Genomic DNA, 24,619 nt, shown 5'->3' with positions numbered 1-24,619 from the left:
CACTTAAGCGGGTAACTGTAAAAAAGCAAAAACCGCTTGATGTAAACACCAAGCGGTCTTGTGTACTGCGAGCTAGACGCTTCGCGATTATTTAGCGGTCCACTCGGCAACACGCTCCGGGTGTTTGGCAACCCACTCTTTGGCCGCAGCCTCGGGCTTGGTACCCTCTTGAATAGCCAGCATTACCTCACCAATTTCATCTTTTGAGTTCCAGGAAAATTTCTCCAGAAACGCGACAACTTCAGGCGCTTTCTTGCCCAGCTCTTTGCTGCCGATACTGTTTACCGTTTCTGCAGCGCCATATACGCCTTTAGGGTCATCCAAAAAGCGCAGTTTCCACTTGGCAAACATCCAGTGCGGCACCCAACCCGTCACGGCGACGGGTTCATTCTTGGCATAGGCGCGCCCCAACTCCGACGTCATGGCCGCCCCCGAACTGGCTTGCAACTTATAGCCCTTGAGATCGTAGTCCTTGATTGCCTCATCGGTTTTGAGCATGACGCCCGATCCGGCATCAATACCGACAATCTTGTTCTTAAATTCGTCACTGCCCTTCAAGTCCGCGATGGACTTGGCTTTTACATACTCAGGAACGATCAGGCCGATTTTTGCATCTTTGAAGTTAGGCCCATAATCCACGACCTTGTCTTTATTCTTGGTCCAGTACTCGCCATGAGTCACCGGCAACCAGGCGGACAGCATGGCGTCCAGTTTGCCCGTGGCCACGCCTTGCCACATGATGCCCGTCGCCACCGGCATCAACTTGACGTCATAACCCAGCTTCTGCTTTATCACTTCGGCCGCTACATGGGTGGTCGCCACGCTGTCGGACCAACCGTCCACATAACCGATATTCAGGGTCGGCTTGCTCTGGGCACTTGCCAGGCCCGCACTCATCGCCAGCACCAAGGCAGCTCCCGCGCTCAAAATTCGTCGCTTCTTCATCTTTGATTCCCCACAGTGCCGGGCCCGACGAGTGCCGGACCCCATCTGGATTCACTCAGTGCTCTCACACCTTGTTTAACCGCGCACTGATCATCAACCGCGACTGCCGGCAGCCCTGCTCTGACCACGACGCCCAGGCAACTACAAGCGACATGGCGCTCACACAGGTCTTTGCCGGGCGGGCCTGCCGAACTTTACGTGTCAAAATCATACGCAGGCGCTTAGGCCGCTCAATTGCAGGTAAGATGCGCGGCTTTGCTCCCATACGGCCTGACCATGTCCGCGACTGCCCGATTCCCCGTGCTGCCTTACCTCTTTGCCTGTTTACTGGGCGTTTTTGCCATTACCGGCTTCTGGTACGGCCTTGGCCAGCCGGTGATATTGCCCGATGCGGCTACACCGACCCATAAATTGCAATGCGCGTCTTACACACCGTTCGACAAGGATCAGTCACCGTTCGACCAGCCTTTCGTACCACGGGTTGAGCGCATGGATGCGGACCTGGCTCTGCTGGCCACGCGCTTTCAATGCATCCGGACCTATTCGCAGGCCGGCCTCGAAGCCCTGCCGGATCTCGCACGCAAGCACGGCCTGAAACTGATGATCGGTGCCTGGGTCAGCAGCGACCCTGTCGCAACGGAACAGGAAGTCGACGCCCTGATCGCCTCGGCCAATGCCAACCCGGACGTGGTCAGCGCAGTGATCGTAGGCAATGAAGCCTTGCTGCGCAAAGAAGTGACCGCCCCGCAACTGGTCAAGTTGATCGCAAAGGTTAAAAGCCAGGTCAAGCAACCCGTGACCTATGCCGATGTCTGGGAGTTCTGGCTGCAACACCCGGAAATCGCACCGGCAGTAGACTTTTTGACCATTCACCTGCTGCCTTACTGGGAAGATGACCCAGCAGGCATTGACCAGGCCGTGAACCATGTCGCACAAATCCGTCAGGTGTTCGGCAACAAATTCGCACCCAAAGACATCCTGATCGGTGAGACCGGCTGGCCCAGCGAAGGTCGCCAGCGTGAAACCGCACTGCCAAGCCGGGTCAACGAAGCGAAATTCATTCGTGGCTTTGTCACTCTGGCCGAGCAAAACGGCTGGAAATACAACCTGATCGAAGCGTTCGACCAACCCTGGAAGCGCGGCAGTGAAGGTGCTGTAGGCGGTTACTGGGGTTTGTTTGACGCCGATCGCCAGGAAAAAGGCATCCTGGCAGGCCCCGTATCCAACCTGCCGCACTGGCCAGCCTGGCTGGGCCTGGGTGCAGCACTGTTTCTGAGCACTCTGATCATCGGCGGGCGCGTTCGCTCGACACGCGCCGCACTGCTACTGCCGGCACTGGGAGCTGTGACGGGATGCTCTGTCGTGGCATGGGCTGAACTGGCGTCAGTCACCAGCCGCTTTGCGGGCGAGTGGGTATGGGCGGGCTTGCTGGTTGGCCTGAACCTGATCGTATTGAGCCATGCTGCGTTGGCGCTTGGCCAAAAAGAGGGCTGGCGCGAACGCCTGTTCAATGTGCTGGAACGCCATGCAGGCTGGTGGCTGGCGGCAGCCGGGTTTGCCGGTGCAGTGATGATGCTGGGGCTGGTGTTTGAACCACGCTATCGCAGCTTCCCGAGCGCAGCACTGATACTGCCTGCACTGGTTTATCTGCTGCGTCCGGTACGTGGCCCACGCCGCGAGTTCGGCCTGCTGGCATTGATCATTGGCGCGGGCATACCGGTGCAGTTGTACCGCGAAGGCCTGATCAATGAACAGGCCTGGGGCTGGGCGCTGGTGAGCGTACTGATGGTGATCGCGTTATGGCGCAGCCTGCGCCAGCGCGCATAACCATTGCGGGGGCGGGCTTGCCCGCTCCCGCAGTGATCCTTGGCAGCAGGTAATCAGCGCACTGCCTTACTTCGCTTTGCGCACCAACCGCAGCCCTGCAATCACCACCGCAAACACGGCCAGGCTGGCGTTATACAGCGCCAGCGCAGGCAAGCCGAACAGCAAGGCCAGCACCGCCAACGCACGGCCGACTCGCCCGCGTACAAAGAACGCGACAATCGACAGCACCAGCGCAACCCACCCCAGCACCCTGAAATGAATCAACAGCCCCAGGTTTGAACGCAGCTGGCATTCCCAGCGCGCAGCCTCTGCAACACACGTCCCTACCCACTGCGGGTCTTCCATCAAGCCGTAACGCAGCCCATAACTGGCAACCAGCCACACAGGCAGGGCGATAAGCAGCAAGATCAACGGCAAACGAGGTCGCATAAAAACTCCGATAGACAAAAGCGGCGCCCAGCTTAATCCCCATCCCTGCCTATGCAAGCCTTGCAATCAGATATCTGTTAACTAAAGTCATTCAACGTGTATCTTGGGGTAGCTTTTTGCGTGCCCGTTACTCTCTGGGGATTTATTTAGTGTCGCCTTATGGCACTTCAGCACTAGCCCTGTGGTCATAGCCTGCGAATCTTTTGCGCACCTTTTTAGGGATAGTCTCCATGCTTCGTTCTCTGCCCTTCGCTGCCTTGTTAGGCGGCCTTATCTTGAGTGCGTCCGCACAGGCGGTCGATGTCGATCCCGCAACCTATGGCTACCCGATCACCAATCCGTTTGAAGCCACGATTGCCACCACTCCGCCGGAGATGCGCCCGCATCTGCCCGACGAAGAAGACATCAACCAATCGGACTACACCCTCAGCCTGCGCCCCGAGCGCGAGTTCACGCTGCCCGCCAACTTTTGGGCCGTAAAAAAACTGACCTACCGCATGGCGACACAGGACCATCCTGCGCCGCTGATGTTCCTGATTGCCGGCACCGGCGCGGCCTACGACAGCAGCCTCAACGAGTACCTGAAAAAACTCTTCTATAAAGAGGGTTATCACGTTGTGCAGCTGTCATCACCGACCAGTTATGACTTCATGAGTGCGGCCTCGCGCCTGGCCACACCGGGCATCAGCCAGTACGACGCCGAGGACCTGTATCACGTGATGCAGGCCGTACGCGCCCAGCAAGCAAGCGTTCCGGTGACCGACTACTACCTGGCGGGTTACAGCCTGGGCGCGCTGGATGCAGCGTTCGTCAGCCACCTGGATGAAACCCGTAAAAGCTTCAATTTCAAAAAAGTGTTGATGCTCAACCCCCCGGTCAACCTATACACCTCCATCAGCAACCTCGACAAAATGGTGCAGACAGAGGTTAAAGGCATCAACAACACCACCACGTTCTATGAGCTGGTACTGGGCAAGTTGACCCGCTACTTCCAGGACAAAGGCCGGGTGGACCTGAACGCGGCCCTGGTTTATGACCTGCAAAACTCCAAGGAGCGCCTGACCAACGAGCAGATGGCAATGCTGATCGGCACCGTCTTCCGTTTCTCGTCGGCCGATATCGTGTTCACCTCGGACCTGATCAACCGCCGCGGCCTTATCACGCCGCCGAACTACCCGATCACCGAAGGCACCAGCCTCACACCGTTCCTCAAGCGCTCACTGCTGTGTGATTTTGACTGCTACCTCACGGAGCAAGTGATCCCGATGTGGCGCGCTAAAACCGACGGCGGCAGCCTGTTGCAACTGATTGACCAGGTCAGCCTTTACGCACTGCAGGACTACCTGAAAAACAGCCCCAAGATTGCAGTCATGCATAACGCTGACGACATCATCCTTGGCCCTGGCGACCTTGGATTTCTGCGCAAGACTTTCGGCAACCGCCTGACGGTCTACCCGTATGGCGGCCACTGCGGCAACCTCAATTACCGAGTCAACGCTGACGATATGCTGGAGTTTTTCCGTGGCTAAACAACTATTGCTTATTGCCACCCTGCTCAGCGCAGGCTTTGCCCACGCGGATAACAGCAAGGCTCACACAGAGCGCACGCCAGATATCGACGGCTTTACCCAGCCGTTGAAACTGCTGAAGTTCAATCCGGGCCTGGATCAGCGTGAATTTGAACGCGCCACCATGAACGCGCTTAATGTGTATGACCCGCTGGAGTCGCTCAACCGCCGCATCTACCATTTCAACTACCGCTTCGACCAGTGGGTATTCCTGCCGGTTGTAGACGGTTATCGCTACGTCACACCGAGCTTTCTGCGTACTGGCGTGAGTAACTTCTTTAACAACCTGGGCGATGTTCCGAACCTGTTCAACAGCCTGCTGCAGCTCAAGGGCCACCGCTCGCTGGAGACCACCGGGCGCCTGCTGCTGAACACGACACTGGGTGTTGGCGGCCTGTGGGACCCGGCCACCTCGATGGGTCTGCCCCGTCAGAGCGAAGACTTCGGGCAAACCCTGGGCTTTTATGGTGTACCGGGCGGCGCTTACCTGATGCTGCCGATACTCGGCCCATCCAACCTGCGCGACACCACCGGCCTGGTGGTCGACTATGGCGCCAGCCAGGAAATCAACTTCCTCAACGTGCCGCACGAAAGCACACGCCATCCGGAAATCTGGGTACTGGGTGCGATCGACAAGCGCTATAACACCAGCTTCCGCTATGGCCAGTTCGACTCGCCGTTTGAGTACGACAAGCTGCGCTACATCTACACCGAAGCCCGCAAACTGCAGATTGCGGAGTAACCACTCGGACAAAAACCTGTAGCCGCTGCCGCAGGCTGCGATGGGCTGCGCAGCAGCCCCTCATTTTGACTGACGGCGAAGGTCCTGCGGCCCTTATCGCAGCCTTCGGCAGCGGCTACAAATATCGAGTGGACTACACACGCAAAAATTCGCACAGCGCATCGTGCTTGGTCATCGCATCACGACGCCCAAGCTCGATCAGCTCCCGGCAATAGCCCGACTCAAACAGCAAGTAACTCAGCACCCCTGCGCCACTGGTTTTGGTGGCTCCCGGGCCCCGCAAAAACATGCGCAATGCAGCAGGCAGTTCATGCCGATGACGGGCGGCAATTTCGTCGATAGGCTGGCTGGGGGCAATCACCAGTACTTCCACGGGTGAGAGGCCCAGGTTGTCCGTTTGCCGGGGCAGCAGGCGGCTGAAGTGATTCAAGCGCTCCAACAGCTCGATATCGCTCTCCAGACTGTCGATAAACGTACTGTTGAGCATATGCCCGCCAATTTGTGCCAGGGTCGGTTGCGCGGCGTTGTAGTAACGCGGCTGATCGTCCTGCAAAGCCGGCCCTCGCGGGTTACCGCTCACCCCCACTACCAGCACCCGATTGGCCCCCAGGTGCAGCGCAGGACTGATGGGCGCCGATTGACGCACAGCGCCATCGCCGAAGTACTCTTCGCCAATCTTGACCGGGGCAAACAGCAGCGGAATGGCCGAGCTGGCCAACAAGTGTTCCACCGTCAATGCGGCGGGCAAACCGATGCGCCGATGGCGCAACCAGCCATGGATCGTGCCCCGGCCTTGATAAAAGGTCACCGCCTGGCTGGACGAGTAGCCAAATGCCGTGACCGCAACCGCACGCAGGTGTCGCTCTGCAATCGCCTGCTCGATACCCGCAAAATTGATTTTGTCGTGAAGCAAATAGCGCAAGGGCGAACTGTCGAGCAGCGCCACCGGCACCTGGGAGCCCAGCCCGAGCAGGCTGTGGCCTACAAAGCGACTCGCTTGATGCAGCACCCCCGGCCAGTCACTGCGCAATACACGATGGCTTTCAAAGCCCTGCCAGAATGCGGTCAGGTGCTCGACCGCACGGGTGAAATCCATCGCACCGCTGGCCAGGCTGACCGCGTTGATCGCCCCCGCCGAAGTACCGACGATGACCGGGAACGGGTTTGGCGCGCCAGCTGGCAGCAACTCGGCAATCGCGGCCAGCACGCCGACCTGATAGGCCGCTCGCGCGCCACCGCCAGAAAGGATCAGGCCTGTGACAGGTTCGGCTGGGCTCACTGCCAACCGCCCTTGCCGCGCCCCGTATCAGCGACGCTTGTCGTACAGCTTGGGCTCGCCCGGCGGGCGGGTCTTGAAGCGGCGGTGGGCCCACAAATATTGCTCGGGGCATTCGCGCACGGCCCGCTCGACCCATTGATTGATTCGCAGGCAATCGGCCTCATCGCTTTCTCCGGGGAAATCCCTCAGGGGAGGATGAATGACCAACTTGTAACCACTGCCGTCGGCCAGTCGTTGTTGAGTAAAGGGCACAACCTGCGCTTTGCCCAGTCTGGCAAATTTGCTGGTGGCGGTAACCGTGGCCGCCTCAATACCGAACAACGGTACGAAGATGCTTTGCTTGGCGCCGTAGTCCTGGTCGGGTGCATACCAGATCGCCCGCCCGGAGCGCAGCAACTTGAGCATGCCGCGCACGTCATCGCGTTCAACCGCCAGCGAGTCCACGTTGTGCCGCTCACGCCCCCGACGCTGGATAAAGTCGAACAGCTGGTTTTTGTGCTCGCGATACATGCCATCGATGGTGTGCTGCTGACCGAGCAAGGCTGCACCAATCTCCAGCGTGGTGAAGTGAAACGCCATCAAGATAACGCCCTTGCCTTCCAGCTGGGCCTGCTTGAGGTGCTCCAGCCCTTCGATATGAGCCAATTTGGCCAGACGGGGCCTGGACCACCACCAGCTCATGGCCATTTCAAAAAAGGCGATACCGGTCGAGGCGAAGTTGTCCTTGAGCAACTGCTTGCGCTCGGCAGCGGACTTTTCAGGGAAGCACAGCTCAAGGTTGCGCGTCGCAATGCGCCGGCGATCACCGGCCACCCGGTACATGAGCGCACCCAACCCCCGGCCGATACACAGTTGAACTTTATAAGGCAGTTGAACCACCAGCCACAGCACGCCTAACCCAAGCCATAGCAGCCAGTAACGCGGATGAAAAAAAGCAGCACGAAAATGCGGGCGATCCATTAATGATTCCGGACAGACACAAGGATCGGGCATTCTACATCGTTCGACCCGGCTTGCGGCTTGCGGGCGTTCTCGTTATAAGTCTCAGCACTTTAAGTGACAAGTCGCGTTAAGCAACCATGAGCCAAACCGAATCGCTAGACCAAGCCCCTGTGTTCCAGCTAAAGGGCAGTATGCTCGCCATTACGGTGCTGGAACTGGCGCACAACGACCTTGAAGCCCTTGACCGTCAGCTGGCGGCCAAAGTGGCCCAGGCTCCGAATTTTTTCAGCAACACCCCGCTGGTACTGGCGCTAGACAAGCTGCCCGCCGGCGAAGGGGCTATCGATTTGCCCGGGCTGATGCGCGTGTGCCGCCAGCATGGCCTGCGCACCCTGGCCCTGCGCGCCAATCGCATCGAAGACATCGCCGCCGCCATTGCCATCGACCTGCCCGTGCTGCCGCCTTCAGGCGCTCGTGAGCGACCGATCGACCCTGTCGAAGTCGTCGCACCGAAAAAGCCCGAAAAGCCGCCCGAGCCCGCCATCAAGCCGACCAAAATCATCACCAGCCCGGTACGTGGCGGCCAGACGGTGTATGCCGAGGGCTGTGATCTGGTGGTTATTGCTTCAGTCAGCCCCGGTGCGGAACTTATGGCCGATGGCAACATCCATGTGTACGGGCCTATGCGTGGCCGGGCACTCGCCGGGCACAAGGGCAACACCAAGGCACGGATTTTCTGCCAGCAACTGAGCGCCGAGCTGGTGTCGATTGCAGGCAAGTACAAGGTATCTGAAGACTTGCGCCGAGACCCGCTGTGGGGCACAGGCGTTCAAATCAGTCTGTCAAGTGACATGTTGAACATCACCCGTCTTTAACGGATACTCTCGCCATTTTCCAAGCATCTCAATTTCGTAGAGAAAACAGATTTCACCTTGTAGGCAATCAACACCCAAACAGCGTTTACGCTCTCGGATGATGACCCGCCAAGGCTGTTTGCCTGCAGTCGTTTATAGAGATGTTATTCAGGGGCTAAAAAGTCCTTTTTCCTTAGGGGTGAAACACCTTGGCCAAGATTCTAGTGGTTACATCCGGCAAGGGTGGTGTGGGTAAGACCACCACCAGCGCCGCTATCGGTACCGGCCTCGCTCTGCGCGGCCACAAGACAGTGATCGTCGACTTCGACGTTGGCCTGCGTAATCTCGACCTGATCATGGGTTGCGAGCGACGTGTGGTGTATGACTTCGTTAACGTGGTAAACGGCGAAGCCAACCTGCAACAGGCCCTGATCAAAGACAAGCGTCTGGAAAACCTGTACGTGCTGGCCGCCAGCCAGACCCGTGACAAGGATGCCCTGACCAAGGAAGGCGTCGAAAAAGTTCTGATGGAACTTAAAGAGACCTTCGAATTTGTGGTCTGCGACTCTCCGGCCGGTATCGAAACCGGTGCTCACCTTGCCATGTACTTCGCCGATGAAGCGATCGTCGTGACTAACCCGGAAGTGTCTTCGGTACGTGACTCCGACCGTATGCTGGGCCTTCTGGCCAGCAAATCGCGTCGCGCCGAGAAGGGTGAAGACCCTATCAAGGAGCACCTGCTGCTGACCCGCTACAACCCGGACCGCGTTTCCAAGGGCGAAATGCTCGGCGTTGAAGACGTCAAGGAAATCCTGGCTGTAGCCTTGCTGGGCGTGATTCCTGAGTCCCAGGCCGTCTTGAAAGCATCCAACCAGGGCGTGCCCGTGATCCTTGATGATCAGAGCGACGCCGGTCAGGCCTACAGCGATGCGGTTGATCGCCTCTTGGGCAAAACCGTGGAGCATCGGTTCCTTGATGTACAGAAGAAGGGATTCTTCGAGCGCCTGTTTGGAGGCAACTAAACAATGAACATTTTTGACTTCTTTCGTACCCGCAAAACGCCATCCACCGCGTCGGTCGCGAAAGAGCGTCTACAAATTATCGTGGCGCACGAACGCGGCCAACGCAGCACCCCGGACTACCTGCCTGCCCTGCAAAAAGAGCTGGTCGAGGTGATTCGCAAGTACGTGAACATCGGCGATGATCAAGTACAGATCGCCCTGGAAAACGAGGGTAGCTGCTCGATTCTGGAACTCAACATCACGCTGCCTGATCGTTAATCGATCCGGCTGACACCGCGGCGACTTGGGCGCCTTCCCTGCGGGGAAGGTTCCCTCGTCGCCGTTGGTGTTTGTTAAGAGGCTGTTTTAATGCCGTTGTCCAACATCCACATCATCCATCAGGACGCTGGCGTTCTGGTGGTCAACAAGCCGACGCTGCTGCTTTCGGTGCCGGGCCGGGCCGAAGACAACAAGGACTGCCTGATTACCCGTCTGCAAGAAAACGGCTACCCCGAGGCGCGCATTGTCCATCGGCTGGATTGGGAAACCTCCGGGATCATTCTGTTGGCACGGGATGCGGATACCCATCGCGAACTGTCGCGTCAGTTCCATGATCGCGAAACCGAAAAAGCCTACACCGCACTGGCTTGGGGTCAACCCGAGCTGGACAGTGGCAGCATCGACTTGCCCCTGCGTTACGACCCGCCGACCAAACCCCGGCATGTGGTCGACCACGAATTCGGCAAAAACGCCCTGACCTTCTGGAAGGTGCTGGAACGTTGTGGCGATTACTGCCGCGTCGAGTTAACGCCCATTACCGGTCGCTCGCACCAGTTGCGCGTACACATGCTGTCTATCGGTCATCCGCTGCTGGGCGACGGCCTTTACGCACACCCCCAGGCCCTGGCCGCCTGGCCGCGCTTGTGTCTGCACGCGAGCATGCTGAGCTTCACCCATCCGCAAACCGGTGAGCGCTTGCGCTTTGAGTGCCCGGCACCGTTCTGATGAGCCATCACCTGTAGCCGCTGCCGCAGGCTGCGACAAGATCCGAAGGATCTTGCTGCGAATTCAAAAGCGCGACCGCTTCGCGCTCGATCGCAGCCTGCACCCGCGGCTACAGGTGATTTCGACGACTCCAGCCCCAGTAACAAATCCTGCGATCAATGCGCTAAACTCGCGGCCTTGCTGTCTGGAGTAACTTATGCGCGAAGAGTTGAACCAAGGCCTGATCGACTTTCTCAAGGCCTCCCCTACCCCCTTTCATGCCACTGCCAGTCTTGTTCAGCGCCTGGAGGCTGCCGGTTATCAGCGCCTCGACGAGCGCGAAACCTGGTTCACCGAAGCCAATGGCCGCTATTACGTCACCCGTAATGACTCCTCCATTGTGGCCTTCAAGCTGGGTCGCCACTCCGCGCTGCAAGGCGGCATCCGCATGGTCGGCGCCCACACAGACAGCCCGTGCCTGCGCGTCAAGCCACAGCCGGAACTGCAACGTCAGGGCTTCTGGCAACTGGGCGTTGAAGTCTACGGCGGTGCCTTGCTGGCGCCCTGGTTCGACCGCGACCTCTCCCTGGCCGGACGCGTCACCTTCCGCCGCGACGGCCAGGTCGAAAGCCAGCTGATCGATTTCAAGGCGCCGATCGCGACCATCCCCAACCTGGCGATCCACCTCAATCGCACGGCGAACGAAGGCTGGGCGATCAACCCGCAAACCGAGCTGCCGCCGATCCTGGCCCAGGTGGCCGGTGACGAGCGCGTGGACTTCCGCGCCCTGCTCGCCGACCAGCTGGCACGCGAACACGGCCTCAATGCCGACGTGGTGCTCGATTACGAGCTGAGCTTCTACGACACCCAGAGTGCCGCCGTCATCGGCCTTAACGGTGACTTCATCGCCGGTGCGCGCCTGGACAACCTGCTGTCGTGCTACGCCGGCCTGCAAGCCCTGCTCAATACCGAGACCGAAGAAACCTGCCTGTTTGTGGCCAACGACCATGAAGAAGTGGGTTCCTGTTCAGCCTGCGGCGCTGACGGCCCGATGCTGGAGCAGATCCTGCAACGCTTGCTGCCGGAAGGTGACGAGTACGTACGCACAATCCAGAAATCGCTGCTGGTGTCGGCAGACAACGCCCACGGCGTTCACCCCAACTACGCCGAGAAGCACGATGCCAACCACGGCCCCAAGCTCAATGCGGGGCCGGTGATCAAGGTCAACAGCAACCAGCGCTACGCCACCAACAGCGAAACGGCCGGGTTTTTCCGCCACCTGTGCATGGCCGTAGAAGTGCCAGTGCAAAGCTTTGTGGTGCGAAGCGACATGGGCTGTGGCTCGACAATTGGCCCGATCACCGCCAGCCACTTGGGTGTGCGCACCGTGGATATCGGCCTGCCGACATTCGCCATGCACTCGATTCGCGAACTGGCAGGCAGCCATGACCTGGCGCACCTGGTCAAAGTACTGAGTGCGTTCTACGCCAGCAACCAGTTGCCGTAGACACAACCCCCCTCCTGTGGGAGCGAGCCTGCTCGCGACTGGAGCACCGCAGTTTGACTGCTGCCAGCCCCCGTCGCCTGCATCGCGAGCAGGCTCACTCCCACTGTCGCGTACAAGCCATCTGCTCTGACTGATTCATTTTTGATACACATCAGCACACATCTTCGCAAACCGACCTAGACTTGAAGTATTCATTTGCTCAGGTCCATCACCATGTTCGAAACGGCTGCGTTCCACTCCATGATGATTCCGATTGTTTGCGGCATGTTGCTGCTGACCATTGGCTTCAACTTTCGCGAACGCAGTAGCGGCGTTGGCGTGCTGATGATCTGGTGCGGCATGCTGCTGATTTTCGGCACCATCATTTTCAAGATCCTCGCCAAACTGAACGAATAGGCGCTCTGGTTTTTTGCCCCTGAATCCGCGACCAGTCATTTATGTGTGACAAGAAATGAATGATCGCGGGCCCTAGCGTACACTCGGCCAATTCGCACCCCTCGAGGTTGATCGCCCAGTGTTTCTTCGTCTTTTCGCCTTGCCCTATTTTCTGCTGGTTTGCCTGCTGACGCTGTTGCCCGTGACTTCGGCCCAGGCCGTTGGTTTGCCCGGCCTGCTCGGCAGTTCGGATAAAACCCAGGCGCAACCGACAGAGCCGCTCGGCCAATCGCTGGACGAGGTGATCAAGAACCTCGAAAACGATCAGCAGCGCAGCAAGTTACTGGCCGACCTTAAAAAGCTGCGCGACGCCACAAAGAAAGCCCAGCCTGAAGCCGAAATCGGCGTCTTGGGCCTGATCGGCAGCACCCTGTCCGACCTCGAAAAGCAGTTCTCCGGGGCTGACAGCCCAACCTCTCGCTGGTCCAAGGAAATATCCCAGGCCAAAGACGAAATGGGAGCCTTGATGCTCCCGGCAAGAGAGTGGCTGCCGATTATTTTTGGCTTTGCACTGATCATCATGATCTGGAGCCTGCTGGCCGCACTGCTGATCTGGGTCAGCCACCGTGTTCGCGTGCGCTTCGGCCTGAGCGAAGAATTGCCCCAGCACCCCAAGGCCGTCGACATGCTGCGCTTTGCCCTGCGCAAGCTGGGGCCGTGGATGGTCGCATTGATGATTACGGTGTACATGAGCTACGCCTTGCCGTCGTCGCTGGGTAAAGACCTGGCGATGGTGCTGGCCTATGCGCTGGTGATCGGTACCTGTTTCTCGGCAATTTGCGTGATTCTGTTCTCCTTGCTCGATGGCCCCCATCGCCACCGCGCCCTGCATATCCTGCGGCACCAGGCGTTTAGACCGCTGTGGTGGATCGGCAGCTTCGCGGCCTTTGGCGAAGCGCTGAGTGACCCGCGACTGGTCGCCACCCTCGGCGTACATCTGGCCCATACGGCTGCCACCTTTGCCAATGTGATGGCTGCGCTGTCCACCGGGCTGTTTATCATCCGGTTCCGCCGCCCCATCGCCCACCTGATCCGCAACCAGCCATTGTCCCGGCGCCTGACCCGCCGCGCTTTGAGCGACAGCATCGAGATCCTCGGTACCTACTGGTATGTGGCGGCCCTGATTCTGGTGGGCATTTCGCTGGTGGCTACTTTCATCTCGGCCGGTGACACCAGCACCGCGTTGCGCCAGTCGCTGATCTGTACCGTGCTGGTGGTGTTGTGCATGGTGATCAACGGGCTGGTACGCCGTCATGCGCAAAAACCGCAACGCGGGCACAAACGTCACGCACTGTATTCCGAGCGCCTGAAAAGCTTTCTCTACACCCTGGCGCACCTGGTGGTGTGGCTGGTGTTCATCGAGCTGGGGCTGCGGGTCTGGGGCCTGTCGCTGATCAGCTTCACCGAAGGCGATGGCCATGAGATCAGCGTCAAGCTGTTCAGCCTTGCCGGTACCCTGCTGTTTGCCTGGCTGATCTGGATACTGTCCGACACCGCCGTGCACCACGCGTTGACCCGCTCGCGCAAAGGCCTGGCCAATGCCCGCGCCCAGACCATGATGCCGCTGATCCGCAACATCCTGTTTGTGGCGATTTTCATCATTGCGCTGATCGTTGCCCTGGCAAACATGGGCATGAACGTGACCCCCCTGCTGGCCGGTGCCGGTGTGATCGGTCTGGCCATTGGCTTTGGTGCGCAGTCCCTGGTAGCCGACCTGATTACGGGTCTGTTCATCATCATTGAAGACTCCCTGGCCATCGACGACTACGTCGATGTAGGCGGCCACCTGGGAACGGTAGAAGGCTTGACGATTCGCACCGTGCGCCTGCGGGACATCGACGGCATCGTGCACACCATCCCGTTCAGCGAAATCAAGAGCATCAAGAACTACTCCCGCGAGTTCGGCTACGCCATCTTCCGCGTCGCGATCCCCTACAACATGGAAATCGACGACGCGATCAAACTGATGCGCGAAGTCGGGCAAAAAATGCGCACCGACCCGCTGCAACGGCGCAATATCTGGTCGCCGCTGGAGATTCAGGGGGTGGAAAGTTTTGAATCCGGCAGCGCAATCCTGCGAGCCCGCTTCAAGACTGCGCCGATCAAGCAATGGGAAGTCTCGCGGGCGTTCAACCTGTCACTCAAGCGTCATCTGGATGAAGCCGGACTGGACCTGGCCACACCGCGCCTGAGTGTGCAAGTCGTGACGGCGGGCAGTGGTATGTTGCAAAAGGACTGATCTTTGATGTTCGCTCACGCCTTGTGGGAGCGAGCCTGCTCGCGATGATATCAGCCCGACTCTCCTGACAGACCGCGCTGCATGCATCGCGAGCAGGCTCGCTCCCACAAAAGCAGGTTTGTTCAACGCTCCTGCACATCCACCCCGACATGAATCGCATCATGTCGCCAATATTCCAGATCGCAGTCGATCAGCCGTTCGTGCTGGTCGTAATTGACCCGGGCAATTCTCAAACCCGGGCTCCCCGTAGATAGCTTGAGCGTGGCCGCTGCTTCGATCGGGAGCGCTGTGGGCACGATCTCAAAACGCACGCGACCGTAATGCAAATCGTAATGCCGGGCATACAGCTCGGTAATCGACTGCGTGAGATCAAGCTCCAGAATCCGCGGAAAGTATTGCGGGTTCAGGTAGTGCTCGACGTAGAGCACAAGCCGCCCGTCAATGCGCCGGCCACGGCAGATCTGGATCACACTGGACAGCGCCGGCAACTGCAACCGCTCGCACACCGCCGCCGTGGCTGGCAGCAGGCGCGCCGAAATCACTTCAGTGGTGGGGACGCGCCCCTGGGCCGTGACCATGGCATGGAAGTGACTGCGCTGCATCAGGTTGTAAGCCAGTCGCGGCGGCGAAATAAACCAGCCCCGGCGCTCCTCGCGATACACCAGCCCCTGGGCTTCCAGTTGCAGCAGTGCCTCGCGCACCGTGACGCGGGTCGTGGCAAACAACTCGCTGAGTTTGCGCTCAGCCGGCAACTGACTGCCGCACGCCAACAGGCCGTGCTCAATTTGCTCTTGTAGCGTGCGACTGATTGCCGTCACCGCCTTGGGTGCACCTTCTCGCATCAACGTTACCTGACTGGACTAGTCCAGCACCAAATATGGGCAGGCATGACCGAAAAACAGTCATCCCTAGAGCCTGCCAGCCTAGGCAGAACATATGACTGTTCGATGACAGCAACCGCGCCGCATGCCGCTCAAAAACAGCCAAAGGCCTTACGGTGCGGGGCCTGCGCGATGGTCTACGCTTATCTGAAATCCTCACGCTGGCCCGCGATATCCCCTGCATAAGTAATGCCGACATTAAAGTGTCATCTGCCGGGCTTAAATTGGCTCAGGTATTGCTGACCTAGACCAACCCACCGCAAAAAAGCAATAAAACCCAGCGTTGAAAACGCCCAAGGAGCTTCGGATGAAACAGTTTTTCCTCGCATCACTGTTAGGTTCAAGCATTGCCCTGTGCACATCGGCCATGGCCGCCGATGTCGATTTAAAAGCCCTGGAAGCCGCAGCCAGGGCTGAAGGCGCGGTCAACAGTGTCGGCATGCCCGATGACTGGGCCAACTGGAAAGGCACCTGGGCTGACCTGAACAAGCTCTACGGCCTCAAACACATCGATACCGACATGAGCTCGGCGCAAGAAGTGGCCAAGTTTGCCGCTGAAAAAGACAACGCCAGTGCCGACATCGGTGACGTGGGCGCAGCCTTCGGCCCGATTGCCGTCGCCAAGGGCGTGACCCAGCCGTACAAGCCAACAACCTGGGACCAGATCCCTGACTGGGCCAAGGACAAGGACGGTAACTGGGCGCTGGCCTACACCGGCACCATCGCGTTTATCGTCAACAAGAAGCTGCTGCATGGCTCTGAAGTTCCGACCAAGTGGGCTGATCTGAAGTCCGGCAAATACAAGGTTTCCATCGGTGACGTGAGCACCGCCGCACAGGCTACCAATGGTGTGCTGGCAGCAGCTCTGGCCAATGGCGGCAACGAAAAGAACGTCCAGCCTGCCCTGTTGATGTTTGCCGACATCGCCAAGCAAGGTCGTTTGTCACTGGCCAACCCGACGATCGCCACCATGGAGAAAGGTGAAGTGGAAGTCGGCGTTGTCTGGGACTTCAACGGCCTGAGCTACAAAGCAAAAATGGTCAACCCGGATGACTACGTGGTGCTGATCCCGTCCGACGGTTCGGTGATCTCGGGCTACACCACCATCATCAACAAATACGCCAAGCACCCGAACGCCGCCAAACTGACCCGTGAATACATCTTCAGCGATGCCGGGCAAACCAACCTGGCGCGAGGCAATGCACGGCCGATTCGTGCTGAGCACTTGAAGCTGCCGGATGACGTTCAAGCCAAGCTGCTCTCCAATGACCAGTACAAAAATGTAACCCCGATCAAAGACGCCGACGCCTGGGAAAAAACCTCCAAGGCCTTGCCACAGCTGTGGCAGGAAGAAGTCATCATCAATATGCAGTAACCCGCTGAACCGATGTCTGTAGTCGCTGCCGAGGAACGAAGGCTGCGAGCTTTTGATTGCTAAAAGCTTGCAGCTCTCGTTCCTCGGCAGCGATTACGGGTGTTGGCTTGCTACTTCTGTTTGCGGAGTCACCGTACATGAAACACAACGTCATTCTGGTCGTACTCGACGGGCTCAACTACGAGGTGGCCCGTCATGCCATGGGGCATTTGCAGGCCTATGTCGGGGCTGAGCGCGCCGCGCTGTACAAGCTCACCTGTGAGTTGCCGGCGCTGTCGCGCCCGCTCTACGAATGCATCCTCACCGGCGTACCGCCGATTGAAAGCGGCATCGTGCACAACAATGTTTCGCGCCTGTCCAACCAGCGCAGCGTGTTCCATTACGCCCGAGATGGCGGGCTGAGCACCGCAGCAGCGGCCTATCACTGGGTCAGCGAACTGTATAACCGCTCACCGTTTATAATCCCCCGTGACCGCCACACCCTGGCGCCAGACCTGCCTATTCAATACGGGCATTTCTACTGGAACGATCACTACCCGGATTCCCACCTGTTCGCCGATGCAGAAAGCCTGCGCCTGGCGCACGCACCCGATTTTTTACTGGTCCACCCCATGAACATCGACGATGCCGGGCACAAGCACGGCCTCGACACCCCGCAATACCGCAACAGTGCACGCTCGGCTGACATCATCCTGGCCGACTACCTGCAAGGCTGGCTGGACGCCGGCTATCAAGTGATAGTGACGGCCGACCACGGCATGAACAATGATCGCTCGCACAATGGCCTGCTGCCCGAAGAACGTGAAGTCCCGCTGTTTGTCCTGGGCGAGGCCTTCAGCCTCAACCCGGATGTCACGCCCAAACAGACAGAACTGTGTGGCACCATCTGCGAGCTGCTCGGTGTGGCCCATGACAAACCGCTGTGCCGCGACCTGTTAAGGCCTGCACCATGAGCCGTGGTAAATGGCTGGCACTGCTGTGCCTGGTGCCCTTCGCGGTATTTTTTATCGTGTTTCAGATCGCACCGCTGGTGTGGGTACTAATTCACAGCGTGCAATCCGAGGAAAGCGGCTGGGGCCTGGCCAACTTCATCAAGATCTTCAATTCGAAATTCTATTTGCAGGCGATCCAGCACAGCCTGGAGATCAGCTTCTGGTCCAGCCTGTTTGGCATCGTGATCGCCATCCTGGGCAGTTACTCACTGCGCAAGGTGGACTCGCGGCTGCGCAATTTTGTGAACGCGTTCGCCAACATGACCAGCAACTTCTCCGGGGTACCGCTGGCCTTTGCGTTCATCATTTTGCTGGGCTTCAACGGCAGCATCACGATCATGCTCAAACAGGCGGGGATCATTCAGGACTTCAACCTGTATTCCAAAACCGGCCTGATCATCCTGTACACCTACTTCCAGATTCCCCTTGGCGTACTGCTGCTTTACCCAGCCTTTGATGCCCTGCGCGAAGACTGGCGTGAGTCCGCCTCATTGCTGGGCGCTAACAGCTGGCAGTTCTGGCGCCATATCGGCATGCCGGTGCTCACCCCGGCTCTGCTCGGCACGTTCGTGATCCTGCTGGCCAACGCCCTGGGCGCCTACGCCACGGTGTATGCATTAACCACCGGCAACTTCAACGTACTGCCGATCCGTATCGCCGCGATGGTGTCGGGCGATATCAGCCTGGACCCGAACATGGCCAGCGCCCTGGCGGTGATTCTGGTGGGGCTGATGACCCTGGTCACCCTGGTGCATCAGTGGCTGTTAAAGAGGAGCTACCATGTCGCGCGCTGAATCCACGTCCGCCAGCGTTTACCACCGCAGCGTCGTCTGGCTGCTGTTTCTGATTTTGCTGCTGCCCCTGCTGGGCACACTGATTTACTCCATCTCCAGCAGTTGGTCAGCCACCATCCTGCCCAGCGGTTTCACCTTCAAGTGGTATAGCCAACTGTGGAACGACCCGCGTTTTCTGGCCGCTTTCGGTCAGTCGTTGCTGGTCTGCGTCGCCGCACTGGTGCTGTCGGTAATCCTGATTTTGCCGTTGCTGTTTGTGGTGCATTACCACTTCCCCAAGCTCGATGCGCTGATGAACATCCTGATCCTGCTGCCGTTCGCCGTGCCGCCGGTGGTGTCATCGGTAGGCCTGCTGCAGCTCTATGGTTCCGGCCCGCTGCAAATGGTCGGTACGCCATGGATTCTGATCGGCTGCTATTTCACCGTCGCGCTGCCCTTCATGTACCGGGCGATCACCAACAACTTGCAAGCCATCAACCTGCGCGACCTGATGGATGCCGCCCAACTGCTGGGTGCCAGCACCTGGCAGGCAGCGTTTCTGGTGGTGCTGCCCAATTTGCGTAAAGGCTTGATGGTTGCACTGCTGCTGTCTTTCTCGTTCCTGTTCGGCGAGTTTGTATTTGCCAATATTCTGGTGGGTACACGCTACGAAACCTTGCAGGTGTTCTTGAACAACATGCGCAACAGCAGCGGGCACTTCACCAGCGCGCTGGTCATTTCCTATTTCCTCTTTGTACTGGTGCTGACCTGGGTTGCCACCTTCCTGAACAAGGACAAAAGCCAATGAGCTTCGTCAGCGTTGAACACCTGCAAAAATCCTATTCCAGCACCCCGGTTTTCGGCGATATCAACTGCAGCATCGCCAAAGGTGAATTCGTCACCCTGCTCGGCCCGTCCGGCTGCGGCAAGTCCACCCTGCTGCGTTGCATCGCCGGGCTGACCTCGGTGGACGGCGGCAAGATCCTGCTCGATGGCCAGGACATCGTGCCCCTTAGCCCGCAAAAACGCGGCATCGGCATGGTGTTTCAAAGCTATGCCCTGTTCCCCAACATGACCGTCGAGCAAAACGTGGCCTTCGGCCTGCGCATGCAGAAGGTCAAAGCCGATGACAGCCACAAGCGTGTGACCGAGGTGTTGCAGCTGGTGGAGTTGAATGACTTTGCCAAGCGCTACCCGCATCAGCTGTCGGGCGGCCAATGCCAGCGTGTAGCCCTGGCGCGCTCGCTGGTGACACGCCCGCGCCTGTTGCTGCTGGACGAACCGCTGTCAGCGCTGGATGCCCGCATTCGCAAACACTTGCGCGAGCAAATCCGCACCATCCAGCGCGAGCTGGGCCTGACCACCATTTTCGTTACCCACGACCAGGAAGAAGCACTGGTCATGAGCGACCGTATTTTCCTGATGAACAAGGGCCACATTGTTCAAAGCGGCAATGCGCAAACCCTCTATGCCGCGCCGGTGGATGCATTTGCCGCAGGCTTTATCGGCAACTACAACCTGCTGGATGCCGACACTGCCAGCCGCCTGCTGCAACAACCGGTCAGCAGCCGCATCGCCATACGCCCCGAAACCCTGGGCTTGAGCCTGCAGGGCGAACTCGACGGGGTGATCCTCAGCCACAGCCTGCTGGGCAACGTGATCCGCTATCGGGTCGAGGTGCGAGGTGTGCAACTGATCGTCGACGTGCTCAACCGCGCGCCCGGCGATCTGTACCCCGACGGCCAGCGCGTGGCGCTGTCCATCGATTCGAGCACCCTTTGTGAGGTAGCCTGATGTTCTTGAATTTTATGAAGAGAGAGTTGCGCTGATGGCCCTGGCAATTTTTGATCTGGACGAAACCCTGATTCACGGCGACTGCGCCACCCTCTGGAGCGAGCAGATGGGCCGCCTGGGCTGGGTCGACCCGCAGTCGTTCATGCAACGCAACAACGAACTGATGACGGCTTACAGCCAGGGCAAGCTGGCCATGGAAGACTACATGGCCTTCAGCCTGGAGCCGCTGATCGGGCGCACACCCGAAGAAGTCGAGCATCTGGTCGGGCCGTGGGTTGAAGATTTCATCGAACCGATCATCTTCAGTGACGCCACCCGAACCATCGCGGCCCACCGCAAGGCAGGGGATCGCATTCTGGTGATTTCGGCCTCGGGCACACACCTGGTCAAACCCATTGCCGAGCGCCTGGGCATCGATGAAGTACTGGGCATTGAGCTGGAAGTTGCGCACGGTTTTTACACCGGCAACACCGTGGGTACACTGACTTACCGCGAAGGCAAGATCACGCGTCTGCTGCAATGGCTGGATGAGCAGGAAGAGAACCTCGAAGGCGCGAGTTTCTATTCAGACTCACGCAACGATCTGCCGCTGTTGCTCAAGGTCGATCACCCGCACGTGGTCAACCCGGACCCGGTCTTGCGTGAACAGGCTGAAAAGGCCGGCTGGCCGATCCATCACTGGAAGTAACACCTCACACCTGTAGATACTCTGTTGTAGGTCAAGCCCTATGTGGGAGCGAGCAGGCTCGCTCCCACAGTTGCCGTTTTCCTGTAGCCGCAGCCTTCGGCAGCGGCTACACGGTGTGCCTCCCTCTTAAAGGGTCAGCTCAGGCTGCTGTCTATCACCAGCACCAGCTTGCCCGACACCTGATTACTGGCCAGTTCGGCAAACGCCGCCTGCGCCTCTTCAATCGGGAAGGTTTTGGCCAGTTGCGGGCTCAAGCGGCCCTCAGTGAACAGCGGCCAAACCTGCTGGTTCAGATCACTGAGCAAGTCAGCCTTGAACTGATCGCTGCGGCTGCGCAGGGTCGAACCCAGCAACTGGATGCGTTTGCCCAGTACCAGGGCCAGGTCCAGCTCGGCCTTGCGCCCGCCCATCAGGCCGATCAACACCCAGCGCCCGTCCAGCGCCAGCAGCTTGAGGTTGGACTCGGCGTAGTTCGCACCCACCGGGTCCAGCACCACATCAAACGGCCCCAGCGCCTTGAGGCTGTCCAGCCCTTCAGTACGCAACGCCCCGCCTTGAGCACCCAACGCCTGGCAATACGCCAAACGCTCGGCCGTACCTACTGTCACCCAGCACGGGCTGCCAAACGCCTTGCACAGCTGAATGGCCGCTGAACCAACGCCACTTGCACCCGCGTGCAACAACACTTTTTCGCCCGGCTTCAGAGCGGCCAGCTGAAACAGGTTCAGCCACGCCGTGCTGTACACCTCAGGCAAGGCCGCCGCTTCAATCAGCGACAGACCTTCAGGCACGGGCAGCGCATGACGGGCATCGACCACCACCTCTTGCGCCATACCGCCGCCAGCCAGCAGGGCACACACCCGATCGCCGATTTTCCACGACGAACCGGGGCCAACTTCACTGACCACGCCCGAGCACTCCAGGCCCAATACCTGACTGGCTCCGGGCGGAGGAGGATACAGCCCGGCGCTCTGCAGCAGATCGGCCCGATTGAGCCCCGCAGCCGCCACACGAATCCGGATTTGGCCTACATCACAGGTGGGGCTTGGCTCTTCAACCCACTTCACTTGACCTTCAACGCCTTGCAATGCTTTCACAGTGCCTCCATAGTGAGTCTGGACTGAGCCCGGCGCTGTTGCACCGGGCTTCTTGCATTATGCGGTCGGTCCTTTACGGAACCGGCGACTTCAAAGACGGCCTAATATGCGTTATCAATTGCCCCCGCGTCGAATCAGCATGAAGCATTTATTCCCTAGCACCGCACTTGCCCTATTCATTGGCCTAGGCGTTTTGCCGTTTTCGGCCAATACGTTCGCCGCTAACAGTTGGGATAACCTTCAGCCCGATCGTGATGAGGTGATTGCCAGTCTTAACGTCGTTGAGCTGCTCAAACGCCATCATTACAGCAAGCCGCCACTGGATGACGCACGCTCTGCGATCATCTATGACAGCTACCTGAAGCTGCTCGACCCTTCGCGCAGTTACTTCCTGGCCAGCGATATTGCCGAATTCGACAAATGGAAATTCCAGTTTGACGACTTCCTCAAAAGCGGCGACCTGAACCCCGGCTTCGCCATCTACAAGCGCTACCTGGACCGCGTCAAATCGCGTCTGGACTTCGCCCTTGCAGAGCTGGAAAAAGGCCCTGACGCTTTCGACTTCACCGCCAAGGAGACCTTGCAGATCGATCGCAAGGACGCCCCGTGGCTCAAGAGTGAAGCCGAACTCAATGATCTGTGGCGCAAACGCATCAAGGACGAAGTCCTGCGCCTGAAAATCGCCGGCAAAGAGCCTGCGAAAATTCAGGAACTGCTGACCAAGCGCTACAAGAACCAATTGTCGCGTCTTGACCAGACCCGCAGCGAAGACATCTTCCAGGCCTACATCAACACCTTCGCCATGTCTTACGATCCGCACACCAACTATCTGTCACCAGATAATGCGGAAAACTTCGACATCAACATGAGCCTGTCGCTGGAAGGCATTGGCGCCGTGTTGCAGAGCGATAACGACCAGGTAAAAATCGTGCGGCTGGTGCCGGCAGGCCCTGCCGACAAGACCAAACAGGTCGCTCCGGCTGACAAGATCATCGGTGTCGCCCAAGGCGATAAAGAGATGGTCGACGTAATCGGCTGGCGTCTGGACGAAGTGGTCAAACTGATTCGTGGCCCTAAAGGCTCTGTGGTGCGCCTGGAAGTGATTCCAGCGAGCAACGCACCGAACGACCAGACCAGCAAGATCGTGTCCATTACCCGCGAAGCCGTGAAGCTTGAAGAGCAGGCCGCGAAAAAGTCGATCCTGAACCTGAAACAGAACGGCAAGGACTACAAGCTCGGCGTTATTGAAATCCCGGCTTTCTACCTGGACTTCAAGGCGTTCCGTGCCGGCGACCCGAACTACAAGAGCACCACTCGCGACGTCAAAAAACTGCTGACCGAGTTGCAGAAAGAAAAAGTCGATGGCGTGATCATCGACCTGCGCAACAACGGCGGCGGCTCGCTGCAGGAAGCCACCGAACTGACCAGCCTGTTTATCGACAAGGGTCCGACGGTACTGGTGCGTAACGCCGACGGCAAAGTCGACGTGCTTGAAGACGAAAACCCGGGTGCGTTCTACAAAGGCCCGATGGCGTTGCTGGTCAACCGCCTGTCGGCTTCGGCCTCGGAGATTTTTGCCGGCGCCATGCAGGACTACCACCGTGCGCTGATCATTGGCGGCCAGACGTTCGGCAAAGGGACGGTGCAAACCATCCAGCCGCTGAACCATGGCGAGCTGAAACTGACACTGGCCAAGTTCTACCGGGTTTCCGGCCAGAGCACCCAGCATCAGGGCGTACTGCCTGACGTTGCTTTCCCGTCGATTATCGACACCAAGGAAATCGGCGAAAGCGCACTGCCCGAAGCCATGCCATGGGACACCATCCGTCCGGCCATCAAGCCAGCGTCCGACCCGTTCAAGCCTTTCCTTGATCAGCTCAAGTCCGAGCATGAAGCCCGCGTCGCCAAAGATGCCGAATTCATGTTCATCCGCGACAAGCTGGCCCTGGCCGAGAAGCTGATGGCCGAGAAGACCGTCAGCCTGAACGAGGCCGAACGTCGTGCACAGCACGCCGACATCGATGCCAAGCAGCTGGTGATGGAAAACGCCCGCCGTCAGGCCAAAGGCGAAGCACCGCTCAAGGAAATGAAGAAAGAAGACGAAGATGCACTGCCGGTCGAGCCTGAAAAGACCAAACCGGAAGATGACGCCTACCTGAGTGAAACCGGGCGAATTCTGCTGGACTACCTGAAGCTGAGCAATCAGGTCGCCAAGAAGTAAGGACTGTACAGCTGTAAAAAAGGGCGGGCCGCGTAATGCGGCCCGC

Annotated in this window: 23 protein-coding genes; 17 read left to right on the top strand and 6 right to left on the bottom strand. The window is 58.7% G+C overall.

From position 1 onward, the window contains the following. Window positions 1–87: 87 nt before the first annotated feature. Window positions 88–945 carry a glycine betaine ABC transporter substrate-binding protein gene (locus BLW11_RS11490; protein ID WP_048358607.1) on the bottom strand — a complete coding sequence of 286 codons (858 nt, stop codon included), beginning with the start codon at window positions 943–945 and terminating at the stop codon, window positions 88–90. Between the two features lie 276 nt (window positions 946–1,221). Here BLW11_RS11490 and BLW11_RS11485 point away from each other — a divergent pair, with 276 nt between their 5' ends. Further along, window positions 1,222–2,772, top strand: a complete 1,551-nt coding sequence (locus BLW11_RS11485; protein WP_048358608.1) for a glycoside hydrolase family 17 protein — start codon at window positions 1,222–1,224, stop codon at window positions 2,770–2,772. 66 nt (window positions 2,773–2,838) lie between these two features. Here BLW11_RS11485 and BLW11_RS11480 read toward each other — a convergent pair whose 3' ends face one another. Further along, a complete protein-coding gene (locus BLW11_RS11480) occupies window positions 2,839–3,201 on the bottom strand; it encodes a hypothetical protein (RefSeq protein ID WP_048358609.1) in 363 nt (120 codons plus the stop codon). Window positions 3,202–3,431: 230 nt separating this feature from the next. Here BLW11_RS11480 and BLW11_RS11475 point away from each other — a divergent pair, with 230 nt between their 5' ends. After that, entirely contained in the window at window positions 3,432–4,730 is a 1,299-nt protein-coding gene (locus BLW11_RS11475; protein ID WP_048358610.1) for a serine/threonine protein kinase, read from the top strand. Then, window positions 4,723–5,511, top strand: a complete 789-nt coding sequence (locus tag BLW11_RS11470; protein WP_048358611.1) for an MlaA family lipoprotein — start codon at window positions 4,723–4,725, stop codon at window positions 5,509–5,511. Before BLW11_RS11475 ends, BLW11_RS11470 begins: the two co-directional genes overlap by 8 nt. Window positions 5,512–5,644: 133 nt before the next feature. Here the strand turns inward: BLW11_RS11470 and BLW11_RS11465 are convergent, their stop codons facing one another. Further along, on the bottom strand, window positions 5,645–6,790 hold the full coding sequence (locus BLW11_RS11465; protein ID WP_048358612.1) for a patatin-like phospholipase family protein: 1,146 nt from the start codon (window positions 6,788–6,790) through the stop codon (window positions 5,645–5,647). A 27-nt stretch (window positions 6,791–6,817) separates the two neighbouring features. Continuing rightward, the gene (locus tag BLW11_RS11460) at window positions 6,818–7,750 is read right to left on the bottom strand and encodes a lipid A biosynthesis lauroyl acyltransferase (protein ID WP_048358613.1); all 933 of its coding nucleotides are present in this window, start codon (window positions 7,748–7,750) and stop codon (window positions 6,818–6,820) included. Between the two features lie 119 nt (window positions 7,751–7,869). On the opposite strand from BLW11_RS11460, the gene minC reads away from it, so the two are divergent. From minC to BLW11_RS11425, 7 genes are all read left to right on the top strand, one after another. Next, complete coding sequence (gene minC, locus BLW11_RS11455; RefSeq protein WP_048358614.1) at window positions 7,870–8,607, top strand: septum site-determining protein MinC; 738 nt, start codon at window positions 7,870–7,872, stop codon at window positions 8,605–8,607. A 188-nt stretch (window positions 8,608–8,795) separates the two neighbouring features. Continuing rightward, a complete protein-coding gene (minD, locus tag BLW11_RS11450) occupies window positions 8,796–9,608 on the top strand; it encodes a septum site-determining protein MinD (RefSeq protein WP_048358615.1) in 813 nt (270 codons plus the stop codon). A 3-nt stretch (window positions 9,609–9,611) separates the two neighbouring features. Next, window positions 9,612–9,866 (top strand): cell division topological specificity factor MinE, encoded by a 255-nt coding sequence (gene minE, locus BLW11_RS11445; RefSeq protein WP_019828577.1) that lies wholly within the window; start codon window positions 9,612–9,614, stop codon window positions 9,864–9,866. 90 nt (window positions 9,867–9,956) lie between these two features. Then, the gene (locus tag BLW11_RS11440; RefSeq protein WP_003446879.1) at window positions 9,957–10,592 is read left to right on the top strand and encodes an RluA family pseudouridine synthase; all 636 of its coding nucleotides are present in this window, start codon (window positions 9,957–9,959) and stop codon (window positions 10,590–10,592) included. A 196-nt stretch (window positions 10,593–10,788) separates the two neighbouring features. Next, complete coding sequence (locus BLW11_RS11435) at window positions 10,789–12,078, top strand: M18 family aminopeptidase (protein WP_048358616.1); 1,290 nt, start codon at window positions 10,789–10,791, stop codon at window positions 12,076–12,078. Between the two features lie 213 nt (window positions 12,079–12,291). Then, window positions 12,292–12,474, top strand: a complete 183-nt coding sequence (locus tag BLW11_RS11430; protein ID WP_048358617.1) for a hypothetical protein — start codon at window positions 12,292–12,294, stop codon at window positions 12,472–12,474. Window positions 12,475–12,592: 118 nt separating this feature from the next. Beyond that, the gene (locus BLW11_RS11425; RefSeq protein WP_048358618.1) at window positions 12,593–14,752 is read left to right on the top strand and encodes a mechanosensitive ion channel domain-containing protein; all 2,160 of its coding nucleotides are present in this window, start codon (window positions 12,593–12,595) and stop codon (window positions 14,750–14,752) included. A 122-nt stretch (window positions 14,753–14,874) separates the two neighbouring features. Here BLW11_RS11425 and BLW11_RS11420 read toward each other — a convergent pair whose 3' ends face one another. After that, the gene (locus tag BLW11_RS11420; RefSeq protein WP_048358619.1) at window positions 14,875–15,594 is read right to left on the bottom strand and encodes a UTRA domain-containing protein; all 720 of its coding nucleotides are present in this window, start codon (window positions 15,592–15,594) and stop codon (window positions 14,875–14,877) included. Window positions 15,595–15,940: 346 nt separating this feature from the next. Here BLW11_RS11420 and BLW11_RS11415 point away from each other — a divergent pair, with 346 nt between their 5' ends. The 6 genes from BLW11_RS11415 (at window position 15,941) to BLW11_RS11390 (ending at window position 21,255) form a co-directional block, all read left to right on the top strand. Continuing rightward, window positions 15,941–17,008 carry an ABC transporter substrate-binding protein gene (locus tag BLW11_RS11415; protein ID WP_048358620.1) on the top strand — a complete coding sequence of 356 codons (1,068 nt, stop codon included), beginning with the start codon at window positions 15,941–15,943 and terminating at the stop codon, window positions 17,006–17,008. Window positions 17,009–17,145: 137 nt separating this feature from the next. Next, the gene (locus tag BLW11_RS11410; protein ID WP_048358621.1) at window positions 17,146–17,961 is read left to right on the top strand and encodes an alkaline phosphatase family protein; all 816 of its coding nucleotides are present in this window, start codon (window positions 17,146–17,148) and stop codon (window positions 17,959–17,961) included. Beyond that, entirely contained in the window at window positions 17,958–18,794 is an 837-nt protein-coding gene (locus BLW11_RS11405) for an ABC transporter permease (protein ID WP_048358622.1), read from the top strand. Before BLW11_RS11410 ends, BLW11_RS11405 begins: the two co-directional genes overlap by 4 nt. Further along, on the top strand, window positions 18,781–19,581 hold the full coding sequence (locus BLW11_RS11400; protein ID WP_048358623.1) for an ABC transporter permease: 801 nt from the start codon (window positions 18,781–18,783) through the stop codon (window positions 19,579–19,581). The genes BLW11_RS11405 and BLW11_RS11400 overlap by 14 nt, the downstream gene beginning before the upstream one ends. Then, window positions 19,578–20,567: an ABC transporter ATP-binding protein gene (locus BLW11_RS11395; protein ID WP_048358624.1), complete on the top strand. Its 990-nt coding sequence runs from the start codon at window positions 19,578–19,580 to the stop codon at window positions 20,565–20,567. The genes BLW11_RS11400 and BLW11_RS11395 overlap by 4 nt, the downstream gene beginning before the upstream one ends. 34 nt (window positions 20,568–20,601) lie before the next feature. Continuing rightward, entirely contained in the window at window positions 20,602–21,255 is a 654-nt protein-coding gene (locus BLW11_RS11390; protein WP_048358625.1) for an HAD family hydrolase, read from the top strand. Window positions 21,256–21,389: 134 nt separating this feature from the next. Here BLW11_RS11390 and BLW11_RS11385 read toward each other — a convergent pair whose 3' ends face one another. After that, on the bottom strand, window positions 21,390–22,352 hold the full coding sequence (locus BLW11_RS11385; protein WP_048358626.1) for an NAD(P)H-quinone oxidoreductase: 963 nt from the start codon (window positions 22,350–22,352) through the stop codon (window positions 21,390–21,392). A 139-nt stretch (window positions 22,353–22,491) separates the two neighbouring features. Between BLW11_RS11385 and BLW11_RS11380 the strand changes: the two genes are divergently transcribed. After that, entirely contained in the window at window positions 22,492–24,573 is a 2,082-nt protein-coding gene (locus BLW11_RS11380) for a carboxy terminal-processing peptidase (protein WP_193790161.1), read from the top strand. Window positions 24,574–24,619 lie beyond the last annotated feature (46 nt).

The organism is Pseudomonas deceptionensis (genome assembly GCF_900106095.1).
Lineage (GTDB): Bacteria > Pseudomonadota > Gammaproteobacteria > Pseudomonadales > Pseudomonadaceae > Aquipseudomonas > Aquipseudomonas deceptionensis.
The sequence above is the reverse complement of the archived record's forward strand: the minus strand, read 5'-3'. Positions and strand labels throughout refer to the sequence as shown.